This is a genomic window from Streptomyces nogalater, from assembly GCF_039532885.1.
GTDB lineage: Bacteria > Actinomycetota > Actinomycetes > Streptomycetales > Streptomycetaceae > Streptomyces > Streptomyces nogalater.
On the sequence record NZ_BAAASM010000012.1, the window covers coordinates 74,925 to 95,038 of the forward strand.

Annotated in this window: 20 protein-coding genes; 13 read left to right on the plus strand and 7 right to left on the minus strand. The window is 72.3% G+C overall.

Annotation, left to right across the window (positions count from 1 at the left end):
• Nucleotides 1–3: 3 nt before the first annotated feature.
• Together ABD350_RS11125 and ABD350_RS11130 are read right to left on the minus strand one after the other, a co-directional pair.
• The gene (locus ABD350_RS11125) at nt 4–609 is read right to left on the minus strand and encodes an MBL fold metallo-hydrolase (protein ID WP_344347741.1); all 606 of its coding nucleotides are present in this window, start codon (nt 607–609) and stop codon (nt 4–6) included.
• Nucleotides 610–752: 143 nt separating this feature from the next.
• Nucleotides 753–1,370: a CGNR zinc finger domain-containing protein gene (locus ABD350_RS11130; RefSeq protein ID WP_344347742.1), complete on the minus strand. Its 618-nt coding sequence runs from the start codon at nt 1,368–1,370 to the stop codon at nt 753–755.
• Between the two features lie 86 nt (nt 1,371–1,456).
• On the opposite strand from ABD350_RS11130, the gene ABD350_RS11135 reads away from it, so the two are divergent.
• The 4 genes from ABD350_RS11135 (at nt 1,457) to ABD350_RS11150 (ending at nt 5,374) form a co-directional block, all read left to right on the plus strand.
• Nucleotides 1,457–2,233 carry an MBL fold metallo-hydrolase gene (locus ABD350_RS11135; RefSeq protein WP_344347743.1) on the plus strand — a complete coding sequence of 259 codons (777 nt, stop codon included), beginning with the start codon at nt 1,457–1,459 and terminating at the stop codon, nt 2,231–2,233.
• A gap of 107 nt (nt 2,234–2,340) precedes the next feature.
• Complete coding sequence (locus ABD350_RS11140; protein WP_344347744.1) at nt 2,341–3,426, plus strand: LLM class flavin-dependent oxidoreductase; 1,086 nt, start codon at nt 2,341–2,343, stop codon at nt 3,424–3,426.
• 67 nt (nt 3,427–3,493) lie between these two features.
• The gene (gene ssuE / locus ABD350_RS11145; RefSeq protein WP_344347745.1) at nt 3,494–4,042 is read left to right on the plus strand and encodes an NADPH-dependent FMN reductase; all 549 of its coding nucleotides are present in this window, start codon (nt 3,494–3,496) and stop codon (nt 4,040–4,042) included.
• Nucleotides 4,043–4,108: 66 nt separating this feature from the next.
• Nucleotides 4,109–5,374 (plus strand): MFS transporter, encoded by a 1,266-nt coding sequence (locus tag ABD350_RS11150; protein ID WP_344347746.1) that lies wholly within the window; start codon nt 4,109–4,111, stop codon nt 5,372–5,374.
• A gap of 176 nt (nt 5,375–5,550) precedes the next feature.
• On the opposite strand, the gene ABD350_RS11155 is transcribed toward ABD350_RS11150, so the two are convergent.
• The gene (locus tag ABD350_RS11155) at nt 5,551–5,856 is read right to left on the minus strand and encodes a hypothetical protein (protein WP_344347748.1); all 306 of its coding nucleotides are present in this window, start codon (nt 5,854–5,856) and stop codon (nt 5,551–5,553) included.
• A 324-nt stretch (nt 5,857–6,180) separates the two neighbouring features.
• Between ABD350_RS11155 and mobF the strand changes: the two genes are divergently transcribed.
• Nucleotides 6,181–8,082: a MobF family relaxase gene (gene mobF / locus ABD350_RS11160; protein WP_344347749.1), complete on the plus strand. Its 1,902-nt coding sequence runs from the start codon at nt 6,181–6,183 to the stop codon at nt 8,080–8,082.
• A gap of 125 nt (nt 8,083–8,207) precedes the next feature.
• Nucleotides 8,208–8,405, plus strand: coding sequence for a hypothetical protein (locus ABD350_RS11165; RefSeq protein WP_344347750.1), 198 nt, complete (start codon nt 8,208–8,210; stop codon nt 8,403–8,405).
• A gap of 880 nt (nt 8,406–9,285) precedes the next feature.
• Here the strand turns inward: ABD350_RS11165 and ABD350_RS11170 are convergent.
• A complete protein-coding gene (locus tag ABD350_RS11170) occupies nt 9,286–9,711 on the minus strand; it encodes a hypothetical protein (protein ID WP_344347751.1) in 426 nt (141 codons plus the stop codon).
• Nucleotides 9,712–10,246: 535 nt separating this feature from the next.
• Here ABD350_RS11170 and ABD350_RS11175 point away from each other — a divergent pair.
• Entirely contained in the window at nt 10,247–11,095 is an 849-nt protein-coding gene (locus tag ABD350_RS11175; RefSeq protein WP_344347752.1) for a replication-relaxation family protein, read from the plus strand.
• A 79-nt stretch (nt 11,096–11,174) separates the two neighbouring features.
• A complete protein-coding gene (locus ABD350_RS11180; protein ID WP_344347753.1) occupies nt 11,175–11,471 on the plus strand; it encodes a hypothetical protein in 297 nt (98 codons plus the stop codon).
• A gap of 56 nt (nt 11,472–11,527) precedes the next feature.
• Here ABD350_RS11180 and ABD350_RS11185 read toward each other — a convergent pair whose 3' ends face one another.
• Nucleotides 11,528–11,737 (minus strand): DUF6207 family protein, encoded by a 210-nt coding sequence (locus ABD350_RS11185; protein ID WP_344347754.1) that lies wholly within the window; start codon nt 11,735–11,737, stop codon nt 11,528–11,530.
• 703 nt (nt 11,738–12,440) lie between these two features.
• Between ABD350_RS11185 and ABD350_RS11190 the strand changes: the two genes are divergently transcribed.
• From ABD350_RS11190 to ABD350_RS11200, 3 genes are all read left to right on the plus strand, one after another.
• On the plus strand, nt 12,441–13,184 hold the full coding sequence (locus ABD350_RS11190) for a hypothetical protein (RefSeq protein WP_344347755.1): 744 nt from the start codon (nt 12,441–12,443) through the stop codon (nt 13,182–13,184).
• Nucleotides 13,185–13,195: 11 nt separating this feature from the next.
• The gene (locus ABD350_RS11195) at nt 13,196–13,387 is read left to right on the plus strand and encodes a hypothetical protein (protein WP_344347756.1); all 192 of its coding nucleotides are present in this window, start codon (nt 13,196–13,198) and stop codon (nt 13,385–13,387) included.
• Nucleotides 13,388–13,529: 142 nt separating this feature from the next.
• Nucleotides 13,530–14,120, plus strand: a complete 591-nt coding sequence (locus ABD350_RS11200; RefSeq protein ID WP_344347757.1) for a hypothetical protein — start codon at nt 13,530–13,532, stop codon at nt 14,118–14,120.
• Nucleotides 14,121–14,210: 90 nt separating this feature from the next.
• Here ABD350_RS11200 and ABD350_RS11205 read toward each other — a convergent pair whose 3' ends face one another.
• Together ABD350_RS11205 and ABD350_RS11210 are read right to left on the minus strand one after the other, a co-directional pair.
• Nucleotides 14,211–14,765, minus strand: a complete 555-nt coding sequence (locus ABD350_RS11205; RefSeq protein ID WP_382466960.1) for a DUF6233 domain-containing protein — start codon at nt 14,763–14,765, stop codon at nt 14,211–14,213.
• A 39-nt stretch (nt 14,766–14,804) separates the two neighbouring features.
• Nucleotides 14,805–15,062, minus strand: a complete 258-nt coding sequence (locus tag ABD350_RS11210; protein WP_344347758.1) for a hypothetical protein — start codon at nt 15,060–15,062, stop codon at nt 14,805–14,807.
• Between the two features lie 211 nt (nt 15,063–15,273).
• Between ABD350_RS11210 and ABD350_RS11215 the strand changes: the two genes are divergently transcribed.
• Both ABD350_RS11215 and ABD350_RS11220 read left to right on the plus strand, forming a co-directional pair.
• Nucleotides 15,274–15,699, plus strand: a complete 426-nt coding sequence (locus tag ABD350_RS11215; protein ID WP_344347759.1) for a hypothetical protein — start codon at nt 15,274–15,276, stop codon at nt 15,697–15,699.
• Between the two features lie 270 nt (nt 15,700–15,969).
• Nucleotides 15,970–19,794, plus strand: coding sequence for a DUF4365 domain-containing protein (locus tag ABD350_RS11220; RefSeq protein ID WP_344347771.1), 3,825 nt, complete (start codon nt 15,970–15,972; stop codon nt 19,792–19,794).
• The last annotated feature ends 320 nt before the right edge of the window (nt 19,795–20,114 follow it).

Sequence of the window (20,114 nt, forward strand, 5' to 3'; positions counted from 1 at the left end):
TGTTCAGATGGGGGTGTTCTCGTCGGGGACGAAGGGGTCTCCGTGGCCGGGGACGATCAGGGCGGGCTTGAGGGCGAGGATCTTGCGACGGGAGGTGCGCAGGCCCTCGTGGTCGTCGGAGGTGGGGTCTTCGGCGGGGCCGTCGACGGTCCACCAGGCGTGGGTGAGGACGACGGTCCCTTCGGCGGTTTCCGCGACGGTGGAGATGTCCTGGGGGGTGTGGCCGGGCGTTTCGATCAGGCGGATCGAGGGGGAGAGCTGGTGTCCGTCGGCGGGACGGTCGTACCAGAGGTGGTTGTGGTAGGTGGCCCAGACGTCGTGGGCGCGTGCGTTGGGGAAGAGGGCGGCGTTGAGGGTGTGGTCTGGGTGGTGGTGGCTGAAGACCACGTCGGTCACCTGTTCGGGGCTTATGCCGGCGGCGGCGAGCGGGTCCAGGATGAGTTTGCGGTCCTCGACCATGCCGGGGTCGACGACGACGATCGTGTCGCCGTCGCGCAGGAGGCAGACGGTCGAGGCGACGTGCCACGGCTTCTCGCGGCCGTCGCGGTCCGCGTTGCGTGCGTCGAGGCTGTCGTAGCCGGTGGTCAGCAGGGTGAATGTGGCCGTCATGAGAGGCGATGGTCCTTCGTTGATCGTGGGGAACGACCGGATGGAGGGCGGGTTGGGCCGTCCATGCCGGGGGCTTGAGGGCGTGCGAAACCGCGCCCCGGCGCGGGTCCGGTGAACCGGCGGCGGGGCGGGGGTGGCTCGACTCAGTCGGTGGTGGTCTGCGTGCGGCGGGCGTAGGCGCGGGCGGCGCGGGCGCGGTCGCCGCAGCGCACCGAGCACCAGTGGCGGCGTCCCGCGCGGAGCAGGTAGCGGTTGCAGGGGGTGGAGGGGCAGGCCGTCAGCCGTTCGGCGTCGGGTCCGGTGAGCAGGTCGGCGGCGTCGGCGGCGAGGATGCCGAGGGCCTGGTCGACGATCTGGTCGATGGGGTGCGGGGCGGTGCGGTGCATGCCGCGGACCGAGTCCCAGCCGAGCGGGGAGGCGGTGGGGACCCTTGTGAGGGCGTCGTTGACGGCCGCCAGCGCGGTGGCGGGAGCCGGATGCCCGCCGACCTGGGCGGCGAGCAGGGCGCGAACCTGCTCGCGCAGGGAGCGCAGACGTGCCGCGCAGATCTCCTGCATACCGGCGTCCGCGGGGGCCAGGTTGTGGTCCACCAGCCACTGGTTGGCGCCGGAGGGCGTGCCCAACGCATCGAGGAACTGGCCGCCCGGCAGGGCGATGGCGCTGTTGGCCAGGTCGAGGGCGGGGTAGTGCTCAGCGCCCGGTGCCGGCGGCAACCCCGGGCCGACTGCATCAACGGTGGTGGCGGTAACGGTCTCACTCACGCACCTCACGCTACAGCTTGCTTCTATCCGTGACAAACGCCTATGGTCACGGATGTAAGCCAATCTATCCGTGAGGTGATTTCGTCATGGCAGCAACCGTCGCGTCCAGCGAGCAGGTCCCCATCCGTGTCTTCGGCGGTCCGACCGCCCTCATCGAGTACGGCGGGCTGCGGTTCCTGACCGACCCGACCTTCGACGCCCCCGGCACCTACCCCTCCGGCCTGGCCAAGACCGCGCCCGCCTCCGCCACGCCCGCTGATCTGGGCCGCATCGATGTGGTGCTGCTGTCGCACGACGAGCACGACGACAACCTCGACGCCTCGGGCCGGACCCTGCTCGCCGATGTCCCCCTGACCCTGACCACGCCCAGTGGCGCAGGCAGGCTGGGCGGCACCGCACGCCCTCTGAAGGACTGGGAGTCCATCGAGCTCGACCGCCCCGGTGGCGGCACGGTCACCGTCACCGGCGTCCCGGCCCTGCACGGCCCCGGGTCGCGTGAGGACCTCGAACCGGTCGTCGGTGAGGTCGTCGGTTTCGTCCTGAGCGGTGACGGCCTGCCCACCGTTTACGTCAGCGGCGACAACGCCCAGCTCTCCCTGGTCCGCGAGATCGCCAGCCGTTTGGGCCCGGTGGACACCGCGGTGCTGTTCGCCGGCGCGGTCCGCACTCCCGTCTTGGACCGCGCGCTGCTCACGCTCGACAGCGCTCAGGCCGCCGAAGCCGCCCGCATCCTGGGCGCCCGCCGGATCGTGCCGGTTCACTACAACAGCTGGGCCCACTTCACCGAGGGCCGCGACGAACTCGAAGCCGCCTTCACGGCCGCCGGTCTCGCCGACCGCGTCGACTTCGGCGTCCGCGGCTGACCCCACGCACGCCTGGCGCACAGCCGGGCGCCGACCGACACAGACACGCCGCTGCTGTCGCCCGGCACCCGGCCCCACCTCCCGCACCACCGAAGGACCGCACCACCATGACCGACCCGATCCGCGGCACCCGCCACGGCTCCGCCCCCGCCCCCCTGTCCATACTGGACTCCGCCATGACCGGCACCGGCCAGAGAGCCGCGGAGGCCCTGGCCGGCAGCATCGAACTCGCCCGGCTCGCCGACCGGCGCGGCTTCACCCGCTACTGGATGAACGAGCACCACGCCATGCCCGGCGTCTCCACCTCCAGCCCGCCCGTCCTGCTGGCCCGGCTCACCGCGGAAACCAGCAGGCTGCGGCTCGGCGCGGGCGGGATCATGCTCCCCAACCACCCGCCGCTGGTCGTCGCCGAACAGTTCGGCATGCTCGACGCCCTCGCCCCCGGCCGCATCGACCTGGGCCTGGGCCGCGCCCCGGGCACCGACCACACCACGGCCGCCGCCCTGCGCCGCGGCACGAGCGGCACCGAGGACTTCCCCCAGCAGGTGGCCGAACTGCTGCACTTCCTCGGCGACGACTTCCCCGCCCAGCACCCCTACGCCGACCGCGTGTACTCCGTACCGGGCCCCGCCCAGGACCGGCTCAACGGCGTCACTCCGCCCACCGGCCGCCTGCCGGTGTGGCTGCTCGGCTCCTCGGGCTACTCGGCGCAGCTCGCCGCCCAGCTCGGCCTGCCGTTCGCCTTCGCCGCGCACTTCAACCCGCGCGATGTCGTGGCCGCCCTGCGCCTGTACCGCGAGCGGTTCACCCCGTCCGAGACCCTCGCCGAGCCGTACGCGCTGGTCAGCTTCACCATCGCGGCATCCGACGACGAGCGTGAGGCCCGCCGCCAGGCTGGCACCCTCGCACACGCCATGCTCCGCATGTTCCAGCGCAAGTCCTACCTGCTGCCGTCCCCCGAGGAAGTGGACGCCTACACCTACGACGCCCAGGAACGCCAAGCCGTCAACAGCTGGCTGGACCACGTCCCGCACGGCACCCCCGAACAGGTCACCGCCCACCTGAACCAGGTCCAGCGGGACTCCGGCGCCGACGAGCTCATGATCGGCAGCGTCGGCCACTCCGTCCAGGCCCGGCTGCGCTCCACCGAGCTGATCGCCGACGCCTACGGCATGCCCGACCACTTGCACTGACGCGGGACGGGCAACCCGACGCCCACCGCTGTTCACCGCCGATCCCCCTGCAGTTCCAGGAGTCCCCGTGGCCACCGTCCTCACCCTGTCCGGCAATCCCGCCCGTACCTCTCGTACCGCTCTGCCGGCCGAGCACACCGCCGCGGGCCTGCGGAGCCGCGGTCACCGCTCCCACGTACTCGCCCTGCGCGACTTGCCCGCGGCACCGCTGCTCTCCGCAAACACCCACGACACCTCGCTCGTCCGCGCCGTGAACCTGGTCGCCGAGGCCGATGCCCTCGTCGTGGCCACCCCCATCTACAAGGCCGCCTACTCCGGCCTGCTCAAGACCTTCCTCGACCTGCTGCCCCAGCATGCGTTCACCGGGAAACCGGTGCTTCCCCTGGCCACCGGCGGCAGCCCAGCCCACGTCCTGGCCCTCGACTACGCCCTGCGCCCGTTCCTCACCGTGCTCGGCGCCCAGGTCACCCAGGGCTGGTTCGTCCTGGACCGGCACATCACGACCGCCCCGGACGGCGCGATGACCCTCGACCACGACGACGAGCTGCAACTCGCCAACGTCACCGACCAGTTCGTCCGCGCTCTCCCTTCCCGCACACTCCTGACCGCCGCCTGACGACCACCGACCGACCCGCCGGCAGCCCCCACACCCCAGCCTCCGGCATCCCGAAAGTACGTACCCATGCCCCGCACCCTGTCCACCACCACTCCCGCCCCAGCCATACCTGCGGTGCAGAAGCGCACCCTGACCGTACTGCTCGTCTCCCAGATCCTCAGTGGTGTCGGCCTCGCCGCCGGCGTCACCGTCGCCGGGCTGCTGGCCGGGCAGATGCTCCACAACACGTCGCTGACCGGACTGCCCATCGCCCTGCTCACTGCGGGCTCCGCCGGCGCCGCCGTCGTCATCGGACGCGTCTCCCAACGCCTCGGCCGCCGCCCCGGACTGGCCGCCGGATATCTCACCGGAGCCCTCGGCGGTGCGGGAGTCGTCGTCGCGGCCGCGCTCGCCAGCCCCGCCCTGCTGTTCCTCTCCCTGTTCCTCTACGGCGCCGGTACCACGTCCAACCTCCAGGCCAGGTACGCGGGAGCCGACCTCGCCGCACCCCATCAGCGCGCCCGCGCCACCTCCACCGTCATCGTCGCCACCACCGCCGGCGGCATCGCCGGACCTCTGCTCGCCACCCCCGCCGGGCACCTCGCGACCGCCCTCCGACTGCCCGAACTGACCGGCCTGTTCCTCCTCTCCACGGTCGCGTTCACGCTGGCCGCACTCACCCTGCTCGTATGGCTGCGCCCAGACCCGTTGCTGCTCGCCCGCACTCTGCCCGCCACCCCTGCTGAGGGTGCACCCGCGAATTCCTCCTCTCGGCCCGGGCCCGGACTCATCGTCGGCGTCGTGGTCCTGGTCCTCAGCCAGCTCGTCATGGTCGCTGTGATGACCATGACCCCCATCCACATGCACGCCCACGGCTTCGGCACCGCCGCGTCCGGCCTGGTCATCGCCCTGCACACAGGCTCCATGTACCTGCCGTCGCCCCTGGCGGGCCGCCTCGTCGACCGATTCGGTGCCACGGCGATGAGCGTGGTCACTGCCGGCACGCTGCTTGCCGCGGGAGTAGCCGCCGCCCTCGCGCCCGGCCACTCCTTCCCCCTGATCACCCTCGCCCTCGTCCTGCTCGGCCTCGGCTGGAGCTTCGGCCTGGTCACCGGCACCGCGATCGTCACCAACAGCACGTCCCTGGCCACCCGCGCCAAGACTCAGGGTCTGGTCGACGTCGCCATCGCCATCGCGGGCGCGGTCGGCGGCCTGGCCTCCGGCATCGTCGTCGCCTTCGCCAGCTACCCGATCCTCGCCGTTCTGTGCGGCATCCTCGCCTCCGTGGCAGCGCCTGCGGCGATCGTCGCGGCCCGTAAGAGCTCCGCGCGTGCCTCGGGATCGGCCAGGTAGGTCACAGGCGCGGATCGGCGGCCAAGACCTCCGCTGACTCGAAGAGACGACAACGCGAAAGAAGAAGACGACCGCAAGGAAGCCGCCGGCCAAACAGGCCGGCGCGAAGAAGGCGGCGGGCCGTCGGCCGCGCAGCGCCTGACCCGACGACGCGGTTGACGGTGACGGTGTCGTGGTCACGGCTGGTTGAGGATGTCGTGCCCGCCGACGCGCCGCCAGACGATGTGCTGTTCACCGGGGCAGTGCTCGGGTCCGTATTCCCATGTGGCGCGTCCTGCGGGGCCGGCGCCCATGGACCAGCTGAGTTCGTAGACGCCGGGTGCCTGCCGGACGCGCTTGACGCGCAGGCCGGGACGGAAGCGGCCTGTGCGGAGATCGGGGACGAATGCGTTCCGGACGACGTGGTGGAAGCGCCGGCGCTGGGCGGGGGTGAGGCGGTCCAGGTCGGTGGTGAAGCGGGGCAGGGTCTCGTAGGTGGGCACGTCGGTCCTCCAGGCAGCAAGAAGCCCCCGGCGTTGCCGGGGGCGGAGAGTGAGTGACGTGGTGCAGGCGGCGTCCTTGGCCGTCAGGTGGGGGAGCGGTACGTACATGTACGGGTGCTGGCGTCTGCTGGCGGTTTCGGGGCTTGTGGGGCCTGTGTGACTGGCTGCGGCGCAGCATTTACATGGCCCTGGTGGTGTCCGCCGGGCGGGCACGACGGCGTCGCGAGCGCCCGCCGGGCGGGATCGGCCGTGAAGTTCCGGTGAACTCTCCCGCCTCACGGGATCGCGCTTTTTCGCAGGTCAGGGCCGGTGTGTGCTGTGGGGATGCTGAGTGTCGCGAAGGTTCAGAGGCGTAACGCGTGGCGGTACTACGTGCGTGGAGTCGCGTTCGGGGACGGCCGCCGCCCGGCCGGACAGTCGTTGAAGGCCGCCCAGGAGCTGGCCGGGCTGCCACCGGGGCGGTGGCTGGGACGTGGTCTGCGTGCGCTGGGGCTTACCGCGGGCGCGGAGGTGTTGAAGCGTCAGCTGGAGCTGTTGTTCGGCGAGGGCCGGCACCCGGACGCCGACCGCATCGAGCGCGGCCTCCTGGACGACGGCGTCGACGCGGCCACGGCACGACGCGAGACCGTGCTCGGGCAGCCGATCGAGGAGATCGAGGCCCGCAAGCAGACCCCGCTGCTCGCCCTGGACTTCACCTTCCGACCGCAGGCGTCCCTGATCGTGCTGTGGGCGCTGGGAGACGACCAGACCCGCCGGGTCATCGAGCGGGCGCACGAGCGGGCCGTCGCCAGGGCGCTGCGCTGGCTCGAGGACGAAGTCGCCGAGACCCGGTGGTCCTCGGGCCGTGGCCGCGCGAAGACGCCGGCCCTCGTGGTCGCCGCCTTCCGGCACTACGACAACCGCGACGGCTTCCCCCTCCTGCACGACCACTGCCTGGTCCTCAACCGCGTCCAGCGCCTGGACGACAACGGTGAGCCGGTGTGGGGCGCTTTGGACACCTACCGCCTGTACCAGAACGTGGTGGCCGCCGGGACTCTCTACACCCTCGCGATCACGACCGAGGTGTGCGAGGAGCTCGGGTTGGCGACCGTGCCCCGGGAGGTGACGCCGGGCCTGCGCCCGGTCATGGAAATAGCCGGTGTCGACTCCGAGCTCATCGACTGGTCCTCCACCCGCCGCCAGCAGATCGAGGACGTCCTGGAGGGCCTCACCTACAAGTACGCGCAGAAGCACGGGCGGCTGCCCGGCGAGAAGGCCCGGCACGGCCTGGGGTGGTGGGCGGCGCAGGACACCCGTCGCGAGAAGAAGACCCCGCGCCCGCTGGAGCAGCTGCTCGCGTGGTGGAAGGCATCCGCGCTGCTGAAGTTCGGCAAGCAGGTGGTCGACGGGCTCCTGCACCGCTGCCGCGCGGCGGGGGCGGCGATCCGGGCCCGGGTGGACCCGGTGGTCGACACCGCGCTCGCCGCCGTCGACGTCGCCGCGGTCGTCTTCACCGTGCGCGGCAGGTTCGCCCGCCGCCACGTCCTGGCCGAAGCGCGCCGGCACCTGCTGGAGACCCTGCGCGGCCGCGAGTTCACGCGCGGCCTGGACGACTACATCGCCAGCCGCGCCCTGTCCGACCACGGCCGCCAGACCACCGATCCCCAGCCCGGCCGCCGGGCCCCGGCCGCCGACCAGATCTTCTACACCGCAGACTTCCCCGAGCCCGACCCCTGGTGGATCGCCGGCACCGACGGCAAGCCGCCCCGGGAGTCGTCCCGCTACGAGCGGGCCCGGGTCGCCAGCCTCGCCGTACGCAACGCGATCCGCGCCGCCCGCACCGCGGCCGCCGGACAGGCCGACGCCCCGGCCGCGACGTCGGCCGCGCACACCGACGACCAGCACCACGACCCGGCGTCAGCCCCGCCGCACGCCGTCGACCACCCCGGCCGGGACGCCGCCCTCACCCCGACGCAGCGGGCCGCCGCCATCCACGCCCACCAGCAGGCCGCGATGCCCGAGGAGTACCTCGGTGGCCGCACGACCGACGCGGCGACGTGGCTGCGCACGCCGAAGAACCTGGAGCGGCTCGCCGCCTTCACCCGCGCCGCCGACGCCCGCCGCCGCGCCTACGAGGACAACAAGCCCCCGGCGGCGCCCGACGTCCCGGACGACGGCCGCCGCCAGGAGCACGAGCAGCAGAACCAGCAGCCCGGTCACGGCCAAGGCCCCGGACCCCGGCCGTGACCGCCCGGCGGGACGCAGCCCGAAGTCACCGCGCCAGCATCCGGCACGCACCCGGCGCTCCGGCCCCGGAGACATCAGGACGCGGCGAGAGTACGGGGACCGCCCCCGTGAACGAGGAGGACCCCGTGGTCGACCTGATCCTGATACAGCTCTCGCCGGAGCAGCGGGAGCGCCTGGAGCACCTTGCCGACGCCAGCCGACTGCGGACGGCGCTGTACCCGTCGCCGAAGCCGCATCCAATCCGGCGCCGCTTGCGGCGGTACCCCGGTGGCCGGCCGAACCCGTGGCGCACCGCGCGCCTTCGCCGCCGCCACTTCTGGTGAGTGGACACGGTGGACTCCACCGCGTACCCGGTGGGCACGGTGGACGGTGTGACGCCCGGAGAGTGGAGCCCACCGTGGAGATCCACCCGAGGAGAGTGGAGTCCACCCCAGAGCGCACCGGGTGGGAGTGGGCTCCACCGCGACATCGGGTGGACTCCACTCCGACGCACCCGGCCGGTGGGAGGCGCGGGACATCGAGGCATCCGGTGCGCGCACCGACGCCGTCGCGCACCGCCGGGCACCGCACCGTGGTGCGCGCGAGGCGACGCGCACGCACCGGTGAACTCAGCCCTGGCGCACTGGTGCGCACCTCTGTCCGGCCCGATGCAGCGGGCACCCGCTGACCCGCCGCCAGCCTCTCCGTACGTGATCTGCCACACAACGTAGGTCTACATAACGCGCATTCGGGACTTCGAAGAGGTCGCGGTCAAGGGGGCGTGTGATATAGGAACCCGGCTCCGGCTGGGCCTCTTGGCGACGGGGCCGCGCACCGCATCGGCCCGCACCGCGTGGCCCGGTGCGCACCATCAGGAACGCGCGGCGCACCGCACCACCGCACCGGGTGCGCACCGCCGCCCGAACGGTGCGCGCACCGAGCGCACCACTGCACCGGGAGTGGATTCCACCGTGTGGAGTGGACCCCACTCGGTGGACTCCACCGCACCCGGTGGCCGGACGGGGTGGACTCCACTCGATCGACGGCACCGGGTGGAAGTGGATGGCGGCACGGCGGAGGAGTGGGCGCCACCCGTTCCACCGCCCACGGCCGGTCGTGCACCCCCATGTCCACCTCCGCTACCTACGGCATCACCATCGAAAACGGGCAGCGCCCGGGGGAGGAGAGATCTCCGTCCCCGGGCGCCGTCCCAGCCGGTCCGGCTCAGGCCGCGGCCGTCGGCCGCCCGGCGTAGGCGTCGCCGCGGGCGTCGGCGAGGAACTGGTGGACCTGGTCGACCTCCTGCATACACTCGATCAGGAACCCGGCAGCGATCCACGCGGTGTGCGCCCCGGCCCCGCTCGCAAGGCACCACCGCTTGAGGTACCGGCTCGCCACCGTCACCAGCTGCCCGAGGACGTACGCGGACTCGCAGTCTGCGTGCTCATCGGGCACGGCGGTGAGGTAGTCGGCCAGCAGCAGCGCACCGAACTCACCGATCAGCCGCGCCAGCTCGGGGCCGTCGGCGTGGAACTCCTCCAGCGCGGCCTTCTCCTCCTCGCTGCCCTGCTCCCGCCAGACCAGCTCCACGTAGTCGGCGGCCCGCAGGATCCGCTCCGGGGCGAGCTGGGGCACCTTCGGCGACGTCATCTCCATAACGGCTCCTTGCTGTTCGCTGGCCGGATGCCTGCTGCGCCCGGCCGGTTGCCCTACGGTGCGCGCCCGGCCCTGTGGACAAAGGCCGCGCTCCGGGACGCGGTGTGGGCGTGACTCCGGTCACGGACAAAACTGGACTGCAAGGGGCGGCCAAGGAGGAATCGGGCGCTTGTTGTCGGTGGCCGTCAGACCGCGGTCAAGGGGTGGCTTCACACGGTGGCTCCGGGCCGCGCGCAGATCCGCGCGCGGGCCGGACGACTGCCGACCCGGCCGCGTACGGCCGGAGAAACCCGAGGACGCGATGACCACCGCACCCGACCCGCACACCCGGCCGGCCCCGGCGGATAACGCTGCGACGGTGGGCCCTACGGCGAGCCCCGCGACAAGCCCCGCTCCCAGCCCCGCAGCCTCCAGCCGCCGTCTGACGGTTGTTGCTGATCAGACCCCCGATTCGCCTGCCCCGGCCGGCTGCAACTCCTCTTCTCCAGGTACTGATGTACCTGGAGAAGCGTCCCGGCCCCGGAAGGCCGTGGCGACGAAGGCCGGCGCGGACCTCTGTGGCGAGGTCCTGCTCACCCTCGCCCGGCTGCGCTTGGCCACACCCCGCCAGCTGAAGGCACTGCTGCTGCCGCATCAGCAGGACACCGACCACGTCCGCCGCGCGCTGCGCAACCTGCTCGCCGAATCCCCGGCCCTGGTCGGACGGACCCACCGTGCCCAGCAGAGCTACTGGTACTGCACCTCCGCAGGCCTCGCCGAAGCCGCCGCCTCCGGTGAGCTCGCGTCGCCTGTCGGCCGGACGACGGGTAAGCGCATCGCGGCCAGCAAGACGGGCCTTCGGGAGCACGGTCTCGCCCTGGTCGACACCGTCATCGCCTTCCACCAGGCGGAGGTGGCCGATCACGCCGACTGGCAGGTGGAAGTCGCCCACCCCACCCCGGCCGGGAACCTGGTGCCCGATGGCGTGGTGCTCCTGGCCGATGGCTCCAGCGCGTTTGTGGAGATCGACCGCACCACGTCCTATGCCGGCCTGCTTGCCAAGCTGGAGCGCTACGACGCCTACCGCAACGCACCGGCGTCCGGGCACGGCAACGCCGCCCGCCCCCCGCGCAACCACTGGCAGGAGACCTACGCCGGGCCGTCGCTGGAGCGGCCCTTCCCGCTGCTGCTGTTCGTCTTCGCCCCGGCCAAGCGCCGCGCGGCCCCGGAAACGAGGGAGGCCGCCTTCCACGACCGCGCCCGGCCGAACTGGCGGATCACCGTGGCGACGACGACCCTGCACCAGCTCATCCGTGACGGGGCCAACCGGCCGGTGTGGCGGATCGTCGGTCACGGTGAGGACCGGCGGGTGCTGACCGCAGCGCCCAGCCCGCGATGAGCACAGTGGGCCCGGCCTCCACTCGGGCCGGGCCCGCCGGCTCTGATCGGCTGTCGGTGGCGGCTGGAAAACTGATCGCATGAACGGAGACGAGCAGCTGCTGAACCGGCGCGTCTACGGCGCGGATCATGACGACCCTCACCCCGGCCCGCTCCCGCACCGGACCTACGCCGAGCTGGTCGGCGGGCCGCTGGACGGTCTGCTGCTGGACATCCACGGCTGGCGGGCTGAGGAAGTCGACGACGGTGTCGCCCTGGCCACCGAGCTCTCCCGGTGGCCAGGCGGCCGGGCGCTGTACGACCCACGTCCCGGTGAGCCCCGCACGTCCCGTCCCGGCGTCAGCTGCCGCTTCTACTACTCCGGCGACACACCCTGACGGCCACCTGGCGGCCGCCGTTGCCTCGAGCGGGGCGGGGCCGCCGCCCCGCAGTGCTACGAGCCGGGCTCCTGGTGCAGGTCCAGGAAGAAACGCAGCCGTACTCCGGGCTCGCCGGGTTCCCGCATCGTTCGGTCCGCCGGCGCGATCGCGCACCGCGCGGCGAGCAGCTCCTGGACCGCGAAGGCGGTCTCGTCATCGGCGGCCGCGACCTCCACCACGGCCAGGCCTGGCACCGCCACATGAGCTTCGTTGATCTCCCTCATGCCACACACGACGCGCCGTCGCCCGGGCAGGTTCTCCCGCCGGGGCGGCTTCACCCGGCCGAGTACACGAGCGAAGCGCGGCTAGACGCGCGTGCTGACGTAGCGCACGCCCGGGCCCCATCGCTCCCTCACCGGGGCCATGCACCACTGGCACAGGGGGCATCCGCCACTGCCGTACTTGTGGGTCTTGCGCTGGCAGCTGGCGCACCGTCCGACACGCTCACCGGGGCAGGTCAGCGCGGAGGGGTCGGGCTCCGAGATCGGCGGCGGGGCAGTGGTCATCGTGGTTCCTGTTCCGGGCCGGGTGACCTTCCTGTCACCTCACCCACAGGGTATCGACCAACCAGCACGACTGTTCGATTCGCCGCGCGGGTGACTCCGGCACGGTGACACCGCCCCACCCACCACACCGGGGAGAGGCGGCGTCACCGGACAACGGGCCGGGCCAGGCCAGGGTTACCCCCCTTCGCCAGCGCGGCGAGCGGGGAGCGCCGGCCTTTCTCCACCGTGCGCAGCTCCTCCCCGTTGGCCTCGGGATGGTCGGGGACCAACGCGTCGACGGAGGCGGTGGTTAGAGGGCGACGCCGACGGCCCCGGCCCGGCTGGTGCCGGAGCGGACCGCGACCGACTGATTCACTCGTCCGGGCACGGGTCCTCCCGCGAAGCCCCCCGGTCGGAGGCCGCGTTCTGGGAGGCTTTCCGCATGCGCGAGGACGTGGACGAGGACCTGGCCGTGACGTCGTACGCCACCGCACAGCGGCCCGGTGACCGGGCCTTCCAGTGTGACGCGACCGCCGTATACACGACCCCGGACGGCACCCGCGCCTACGTCCTGCTCGACGGCGTCGGCGACACCCCGGCCGTCCGCTCCTGGACCCGTACCGCAGCCCGCCGCCTGGCCCGCGCGGCCGCCGAACACGCGGACGCGGAGGCTGGCCTGCGCGCCGAGTACGACCACTACGTCGCCGATCCCGCCCGCACCGCCGGCCACGGCCTGCCCTGCGCGGCGGCCGTCGTCGCCGCCCATGTCCCCGGCGGCCTGTTCTCGGTGGCCTGGTCCGGCGACGCCCGCGCCTACCTCCTCCTCGACGGCCACCTGCGCCTGCTGACCGAGGACCACAACGCCCGCCGAGCGTGTGACGGGGACCGCAACCTGATCACCGCCTGCCTCGGGGAAGCCCGCAGCGACGAGGAGACCGAACAGATCTGGGGCCATCCGGCCATCGAGTACCTGCGCGGCCCGGCCCGGCCGGGCTGGCTCCTGCTCGCCTCCGACGGCGCCTACGAACCCCACGAGGACGCCGGCCACGATCTGGCCGGCTACCTGACCGGCGACCCGCACGCCGCCGCCGAGCGCCTGGTCGACGACGCCGTCCGGCGCGCGCACGAACTGAGCGACCCATACGCGGACAACGCGTCCGTCCTCGTCGCCCGCATCACCTGCTGAGGAGACCGCCGATGAACACCCCGCCCGCCCCCATCGACACCCGCGACCAGCACATCACCGACCTGCGCGCCGCGCTCCAGCGCGCCATCTCCCTGCTTGGCTTCGCCGCCGGACGGGAGGTGGCCACCGACCCCCGGCAGGCCGGTCTGCTGCTGGCGGCCGCCGACGACATGACGCAGCTCCTGAACCGCACCGCCCCGTGAGCCAGGACCTCTGGAGGGCCGCCACGCTCCGGCGCCGTCACCGCGGCGGTGGAACGTGGCGGATTTCCGGGTTCGGGTGCTGGGGGCGGGGGTGATACGGAATGCTGGCGCTGACAACGTCTGAAGTGGGGAGGGCCTTGTGGTGACGTCGCGGCTGCGTGACCCGGACCGGCCGTGTGTCCTGCCCGGTGACCCGTCGTGGCTGCACGAGGTTCGGTACCTTGAGGAAAAAGTACTCCGCGTCGTCGCCGCAGCCGCCAACGCCGCCGCCTTCCGGTTCGACGCCGCCCGGTACGTGCTGTCCGTCGGCGTGCTGGAGGGAGCGGCCTCCGTCATCGGCCGCCTGGCCGCCGAGATGGACGAGCCGGCCGACAGCGAGCGCGAGGGCATCAGGGTGCTGTTCCTGCCCGGATGGGAACTGGACTACCTCTGGCAGGTCCTGGCCGCATTCCGCCGCGCGCAGGCCGGTGAGCCCGAGGCCGCCGACCTGCGCGAGCTGCTGGACGGTATCGGAGAGGGCCAGGGCCGCACCGTTGAGCAGATCACCGAGGATCTGCAGCGTGTCGCGGCCATGCTGATGCTGGACATCCCGGCCGTGCCCACGTTGGCCGCCGCGGCTCTCCACTCTCTCGGGCTGCCGTCCGGCAACCCCGGTCCTCCGCCCGACGCCGCTGCCGTGCACGAGGCGGTGGTGCAGGTACGAGCCGGGTGGGCCGCAGCCGGCGTCCGCTGACCAGCCGCCCTCTGCCACCGCGAGCACCGATGGGCCTGCCGGGGCGCCCCCGGGCCACCGGAGATGCCCGACGTTCCGTACCCCGGCAGATCAGGAGCCCGTGATGCGGTCGAAGCCACTCAGCATCGGCGTCAGCTCCTGAGCACACCCGCACACGGTGCACAGCCGCGTTCCCGGGTTCTCGGCGACGTTCAGCGCGCGCTCCAGATCGAGCAGCGGCGCGCCCGGCGGTGCTTCCTCGCAGTCCGGCGCGTGCAGCACCCCCCGGGCCGGGCCCCGACCCTCGCGCACCTTCGCCAGCACCCAGCCCGAAGGCCGGCGCTCCCCGAGGATCTCGCGGACCACCGACGTCGGCGGCGCGGGCGGAAGAGGCTCGGTGGGGACCTGGTCGTAGTCGACGCCGTCGACCGGCCGCACATGGTCGGGAGCCCGGACCCACACCCGGTACTCCGCCGCCTCCACCCCGCCGTTTTCGAGAACCCGGTACGACGGCAGCCCCACCAGGTACACCCAGCCCGTCCCGGTCTGCCGCCGCCTCCACAGCCTGGCGACGACCTCCTGCTCCGGCTGCCCGAGCAGCGGGTCGGCGGGCAGCACGACCCGCACCGGCACCGGCCTGGCCGCGTCATCGGAGGATGTGGTCACAACCCCACGGTAAGCACCTTCGCTGCCAGCTGATGGATGTCACCGCTCGGGCAGCTTGCGGCGAAGAAGGTCCATCGACTTCTTCACGTCTTCGAGCTGGTTACCGAGCACTCGCATGCGCCAGTCCATGCGTTCCATCCGGGCCGCGGCCGCCAGCGACGCGAACGTCTGCGCCAGCTGTGCCGCGCCTGCCTCGCCCGCCATCGCCTTCTTGACGTACCTGGCGGCCATTCCCTCGTACCGCCTGGCGCGCTCCACCGCGCTCTCGTACTCGGTCGCGTCGTCGTGCTGGGTCATGCAGCCCCTCCCCGGTTGATCTCTTCGCACCGTTGTACCGACCCCGCCGCGCACGCGGGCCGCCTACGGGTTTTCGGGCCGGAAAGTTGTCCACAGATCGCGGTCCGGGCCCACCTTTCGCCGCGCTCTGTCCACAGGCCAATCCGCCTAGACAGGGGGTGTCCGCTTCTGGGTGTGAGGTGCCCCGGAGCACAGCGAAAGGGCACGGCCGATGGCGCAGACGAAGTTCGACAAGCAGGTGGAGGAGTCCGCCGAGTCCCTCGTGTTCGGGATCGGCCGGTTCCTGGCCGGGCGCCCCATGGACGGGGAGCGGAAGACCGACGCGACGTTCTGGCGTACGGGCACCCGCGTCCTGCCCAAGGTCGAAGGAAAGGTGTCCCGTTCCTCCTACCGGGCCGGGTGGCAGTGCCTGGTCTTCCGCCTCAGCTGGCTCGGGGCAGCCGGTGGCGGCGCCTACCTGGTCGGCAGCCACCCGGACACCACCGCGCAGACGGTCCGAGACGTCTGGGCGAACCCGGACCCGCCATCGCCGCCGCGCAGACCGGTGGCATCGGCCTGGTCTCCGCCGCAGCCGTGGGCGGCGCCGTGTACGGGCTGGCGACGCGCAAGCGCCGGGAGTTCATGCGCGAGTGGGTGACCCCTCTGCACGAGGCGCTGGCCGTGCCGCTGGGCATGTCGGAGCTGACGGACCCGCGCCGCGCCGTGCCCAAGAGCGACGGCCACGGTGCCCCCGCGTCCAGCAGCACCATCCCGCTGAAGGGCACCGCCCGCTGCGGTCGGCGGGCTGGACCTGGGGATCCTGGACCGGTCGGCGTAGGAGGAATTCGACGTCGGTGGGGGCCCGTAGGCTTCAAGCTATGGCTGCAGCATCAGGCAGCGTGGGGGAAGGGACAGGGACTTGACGACGGTGCGCCCCACGCATCTCACGGAACGGGTCGGCGTTAGCTTGGTCAGCCTCCAGGTGGTGTCAGAACTGGGATGGCTGTTTCGCGAGCAGGAGACCAGCGACGTCGGAATCGACGCGCATCTGGAGGTCGTGCTCGGCGCGAGCATGAGCCCGGGTACCTCCGGGAAGTCGACTGGCCGACTGTTGGCCGTGCAGATCAAGTCCGGGCCTAGCCAGTTCGCCGGCGCGGCCGACGGCGGTTGGTGGTATCCCTGCGACGCCGCGCACGTCGAGTACTGGACGAGCCACTCGCTGCCGGTCGTCGTCATGCTGGTCGACACGGGAACCCACAGCGTCTACTGGCAGCACGTCAATCGCACGACGTTGGTGTCCACGGGCAAGAACTTCAAGATCTTCGTCCCTGCGGCCCAGCAGCTCGATACGGTCAACGCCGACGCGCTGGCCGCTCCGGCCCGCTCTAAACAGGGCGCCGACCCCGTCACCGAGGCCGCCGATCGTCTGCCGGCGGAAACCCGTCTCCGGCTCCTCAAGGCCCACCGTGCCGGGCGGGCTCACGCGGCGCCGCTGGCCTTGCTCCTCGCCGACTCCGATCCCGCCCACGCCGTCCGCGTACTGCTCACCTCACCCCCTCCCTGGCTGACGGAAGCCGACACCGCGCATCTGGAGGACGTTTGGAGGATCACCGCCTCTTACGCCACCAGCCACGAACTGGGCATGCCGACGGTGAGCGCGCTGGAGCGGGCCGCCACCGTATCCGCCGACAGCCGGGGCCACCTCCTCACTCTGGCTGCACTCGCGGCCGCCTACCAGGGAAGTCCTCAGGCGGCGTCACTGGCCGACCAGGCCGGGGAAGAAGGCGACACCCTTCTCCTCGCTGTCGTCCGGGCTGTGATCGACTCCCCGCAACAGATGCCCGAACACGTACCCGACGTCGTGCAGCAGGCCCTGGCCGCCGGAGACCCGGCCGCCACCGCCGACGCCAACGTCCTGCGATTCACGGCCCACTGCCACCTCACCGCGGGCCGCCACGACGAAGGCGAGGCCGTGCTCGAAAGGGCGCTGCGCCTCACGCCCGGCGATCCTGACATCCAGGCCGAACTTGCACGGTGCCTCCTGTACCGCAACGTGGTCGGGGCTCCCCGGCAGGCCTTCCTCGACATCGGCCGGGCCATGCGTCTGGCGTCGGCCGCGCGCGCCGAGTACCGGCGCTGGCGGGGCCCGAGTATCCGGGCGGCACGCGTCCTGCTTAATGCCCGTGTCATGGCCGGCGACATCACCGCCGCCATCGGGACAGCGTTGGCCGAACCTGAGGGGGACGCGCAGGATCCGGAGACCTCCAGCCAGGAACTTCTGGTCGAGGCGGTCCGGGTGGCCAGCCAGGCCGGTCAGGAGGAACAAGCTGCCGCCCTCGCCGAGAACGTGGCCGGCGAGGGCGACCGGCTGCAGCTGCTGGCCCACATGTGCGATGCCGCGGTGGGCAGCAGCCGGGAGGCGCGCATCGCCGCCTGGGAAGCCGCGGCTGCCGGCGCAGGCAGCGAAGACCAGCGCGCCATGGCCGCCTACGCCCTGGCCGGTCTCGGGGTGTGGCCCGTTCCCCATCTGGAGCGCCTGCACGCTGAAGGCACCCTCGCCGAAGCGCTCTACCAGACCCGTTGGGCGACGGCCGACGCCGCGCGCGGTGACGACGCAGCTGCCGTCCGGCGCCTTCGCCACTGGGAGTCCCGAAGTGTCGTGGCAGCGGCGGGGCTGGTCGTCCAGTACGACAAGCAGGGCGAGCACGCCCTGGCGGCGGAGGCCGCCGAGCGGGCGGGGCGGCGCTTCGGCGACACCTCGCTCCGGGCCCTTGCCGTCGACCTGTGGGAACGGGCTGGCGACCGGGAACGGGCCCGGATCGCCGCGCTGACCCTGCTGTCCCGTCCCCTTCTGCCCGACCGAATGCGCGGCCGTCTGCGGCGCGCCCTCGTCCAGTGGGCCGGGGAGCGCGCGGACTGGGGCGACATGGAGGACCATGCACTGGCCGGGCTGGCCGAGGAGGCGGGCATCGACCACGTGATGGCCGCCGAAGGAGTCGGCCGCGCGCTGCCGTCCCCGGCTATGGACTTCGCGTGGGCGGCCATCCACGCCCAGGTGAGGAACAGCAGCCTCGAGACCGCGCGCGACACCCTGACCCGGTTCGCGCCCCAGGTCCGCAACGAACAGGACGCGCGGGCCTGGCTCACGCTGACCCGTTGGTCGGGTTGGACCCCGGCGCTCGCCGAAACAGCACTCGGCCTGGCCGAACACTTCCAGCCGGCGGACACCGAACTCTCCGCGCTCCTCACCGCGGCAGTCCTCGCCGCGACCGGCGAGCCGCCGCAGCCCGTTGGCGACATCAACGGATCCGCCTCCGCCCTGGAGGGGGAGACGCGGCACGCACTCGAGCTGCCCGAGCCGCTGCGCGAACGCCTGACACGCCTCCTGACCGAGCTGCCTCCGAGCGCGGTGCTGACCCCTGTCACAGGCGGCGCGCACGGACTGGCACGACACCTCGAACAGACCCTGGGGCGCCGCGAAGTGCTCCTGGAGGCGACGGCCAGCGGGGTACGCGCCGGACAACTCCCTGTCGGCATGCTTGCCGCAGTGGCGCAACAGCCCGTCACCCTCACCCTTCTCCAGCGCGCGGCTGGCGTTTTCCCCGCAGGGAGTACCGACCCCGTGCACACCGCAGCCGAGCGGAAGGCCGTGCACGAAGCGCTCGGCCGGACCACCGTCATCGACGTCACGGCTTTGGCACTGACCGCCTTCCTGCCCGGACGCCTCGGCGAGATGAGGGCGGCCTTCGCATCCACACCGTCCCCCACCGCGGTGTGTGGCGACGTACTCAACACCTGCTACAGCCTGCGCGAGACGGAACGGTCGGCCGGCGTGCTCGGCGTACGGGACGGCCGGCCCTTCATCGCCGAGTACACCGACCCGGACCGGCAGGAGATCCGGCGCCTCGCCACCGCTCTCTTCCCGGCCGTCCCCGGCCTCCAGCCGGTCGAAGTGCCCGACCTCACCGAGGTCCGCCGCAGGTTGAGCATCTCAGGCCCGACCGACGACTCGGATAACGCCTGGCTCTCCGCCGCCCAGCTCGCCTTGGACACAGGCGCACCACTGTGGTGCGATGACGCGTTCCTACGGAGCCAGCTGATCGCAGAGGGCATCCCCACGTTCGGATCGCTCGCTCTGCTGCACGTCCTCACCGAGCACGACGACTACCCCGAGTTCACCGCCGACCGCCTGGACGAGGACCTCCAAGTCCTGCTGACGTCCCAGGTGGTCGATCTGCCCGTCACCCCGGCCCTCCTCGCCGAGATCGCCGCCGCCGACGGCTGGAAGGCGGGTCCCGCCGCCGCCCCCTTCAGCCGTCCCCACCTGTGGGAGACCGCCGGAGGCCTTCCCCTCTGGACCGCGGTCGCCGAGCAGGTGTGGACCCACGCCCCCGGCGAAATCGGTGGCTGGGTCCGCGTCGCGGCCCACGGGGCGACGGTACGAGCTCAACCCGCCCACCTGCTCCCCGCCGTCCTCCTCCTGAGCATCGAAACCCTTCTCGCTGTCGGCATCGGTCCGGAGTCGGCGCACGAGGTAGAACGCGCCGCGCTCGACGCGCTGGGCACTGCCGTCCGGGCCGTGCAACGAATTCACGAGGTGACCGAGCAGCCGGTCCCCGTCCTCCCCAACCCCACCGACCAGGAATTCCGAGGACTTCTGCGCGCGGGACTGCGACGGGCGTTGACCGTACGCCGCTTCTCGGCTGCTCTGGCGACCGCCATCGTCGATGAAGCCGTACCGCTGGAGACATGACCGCAGAGGACCACTGCCCCCATTTCAGCCCGACGTCGGCGAGCGCGACGAGCTTTTCGATGGTCAGCTTGGCCCGGCGGCCTCTCGCTGTTGGACAGGGACACCCCGAGTTTCACCTCCGACCGTCCGGCAACGCCTCTACGTGCCCGTGGGGACCGTCACAGAGCCTCGTGCGAGCTCTCTACGTCTGGGCCGCAGCCCCCTGTCGAAGGCGCTCACAGGCGCCGTGGACGGCTCTGCGGACGCGCCCGGTCCCACCGGGGCCGGAGCCGCGGTTCGGGCGTTGCACCCTGGGCCAGGGCTCGGCGCCTCGGCCGGTG

What these genes read in the sequence shown, in the direction of transcription:
- ABD350_RS11135 (WP_344347743.1), top strand. Translation starts at nt 1,457, where the DNA reads ATGGCAGCAACCGTCGCGTCCAGCGAGCAGGTCCCCATCCGTGTCTTC.
- ABD350_RS11195 (WP_344347756.1), top strand. Translation starts at nt 13,196, where the DNA reads ATGAACACCCCGCCCGCCCCCATCGACACCCGCGACCAGCACATCACC.
- ABD350_RS11210 (WP_344347758.1), bottom strand. Translation starts at nt 15,062, where the DNA reads ATGACCCAGCACGACGACGCGACCGAGTACGAGAGCGCGGTGGAGCGC.
- ABD350_RS11150 (WP_344347746.1), top strand. Translation starts at nt 4,109, where the DNA reads ATGCCCCGCACCCTGTCCACCACCACTCCCGCCCCAGCCATACCTGCG.
- ABD350_RS11190 (WP_344347755.1), top strand. Translation starts at nt 12,441, where the DNA reads ATGCGCGAGGACGTGGACGAGGACCTGGCCGTGACGTCGTACGCCACC.
- mobF (WP_344347749.1), top strand. Translation starts at nt 6,181, where the DNA reads ATGCTGAGTGTCGCGAAGGTTCAGAGGCGTAACGCGTGGCGGTACTAC.
- ABD350_RS11140 (WP_344347744.1), top strand. Translation starts at nt 2,341, where the DNA reads ATGACCGACCCGATCCGCGGCACCCGCCACGGCTCCGCCCCCGCCCCC.
- ABD350_RS11170 (WP_344347751.1), bottom strand. Translation starts at nt 9,711, where the DNA reads ATGACGTCGCCGAAGGTGCCCCAGCTCGCCCCGGAGCGGATCCTGCGG.
- ABD350_RS11125 (WP_344347741.1), bottom strand. Translation starts at nt 609, where the DNA reads ATGACGGCCACATTCACCCTGCTGACCACCGGCTACGACAGCCTCGAC.
- ABD350_RS11185 (WP_344347754.1), bottom strand. Translation starts at nt 11,737, where the DNA reads ATGAGGGAGATCAACGAAGCTCATGTGGCGGTGCCAGGCCTGGCCGTG.
- ABD350_RS11215 (WP_344347759.1), top strand. Translation starts at nt 15,274, where the DNA reads ATGGCGCAGACGAAGTTCGACAAGCAGGTGGAGGAGTCCGCCGAGTCC.
- ABD350_RS11180 (WP_344347753.1), top strand. Translation starts at nt 11,175, where the DNA reads ATGAACGGAGACGAGCAGCTGCTGAACCGGCGCGTCTACGGCGCGGAT.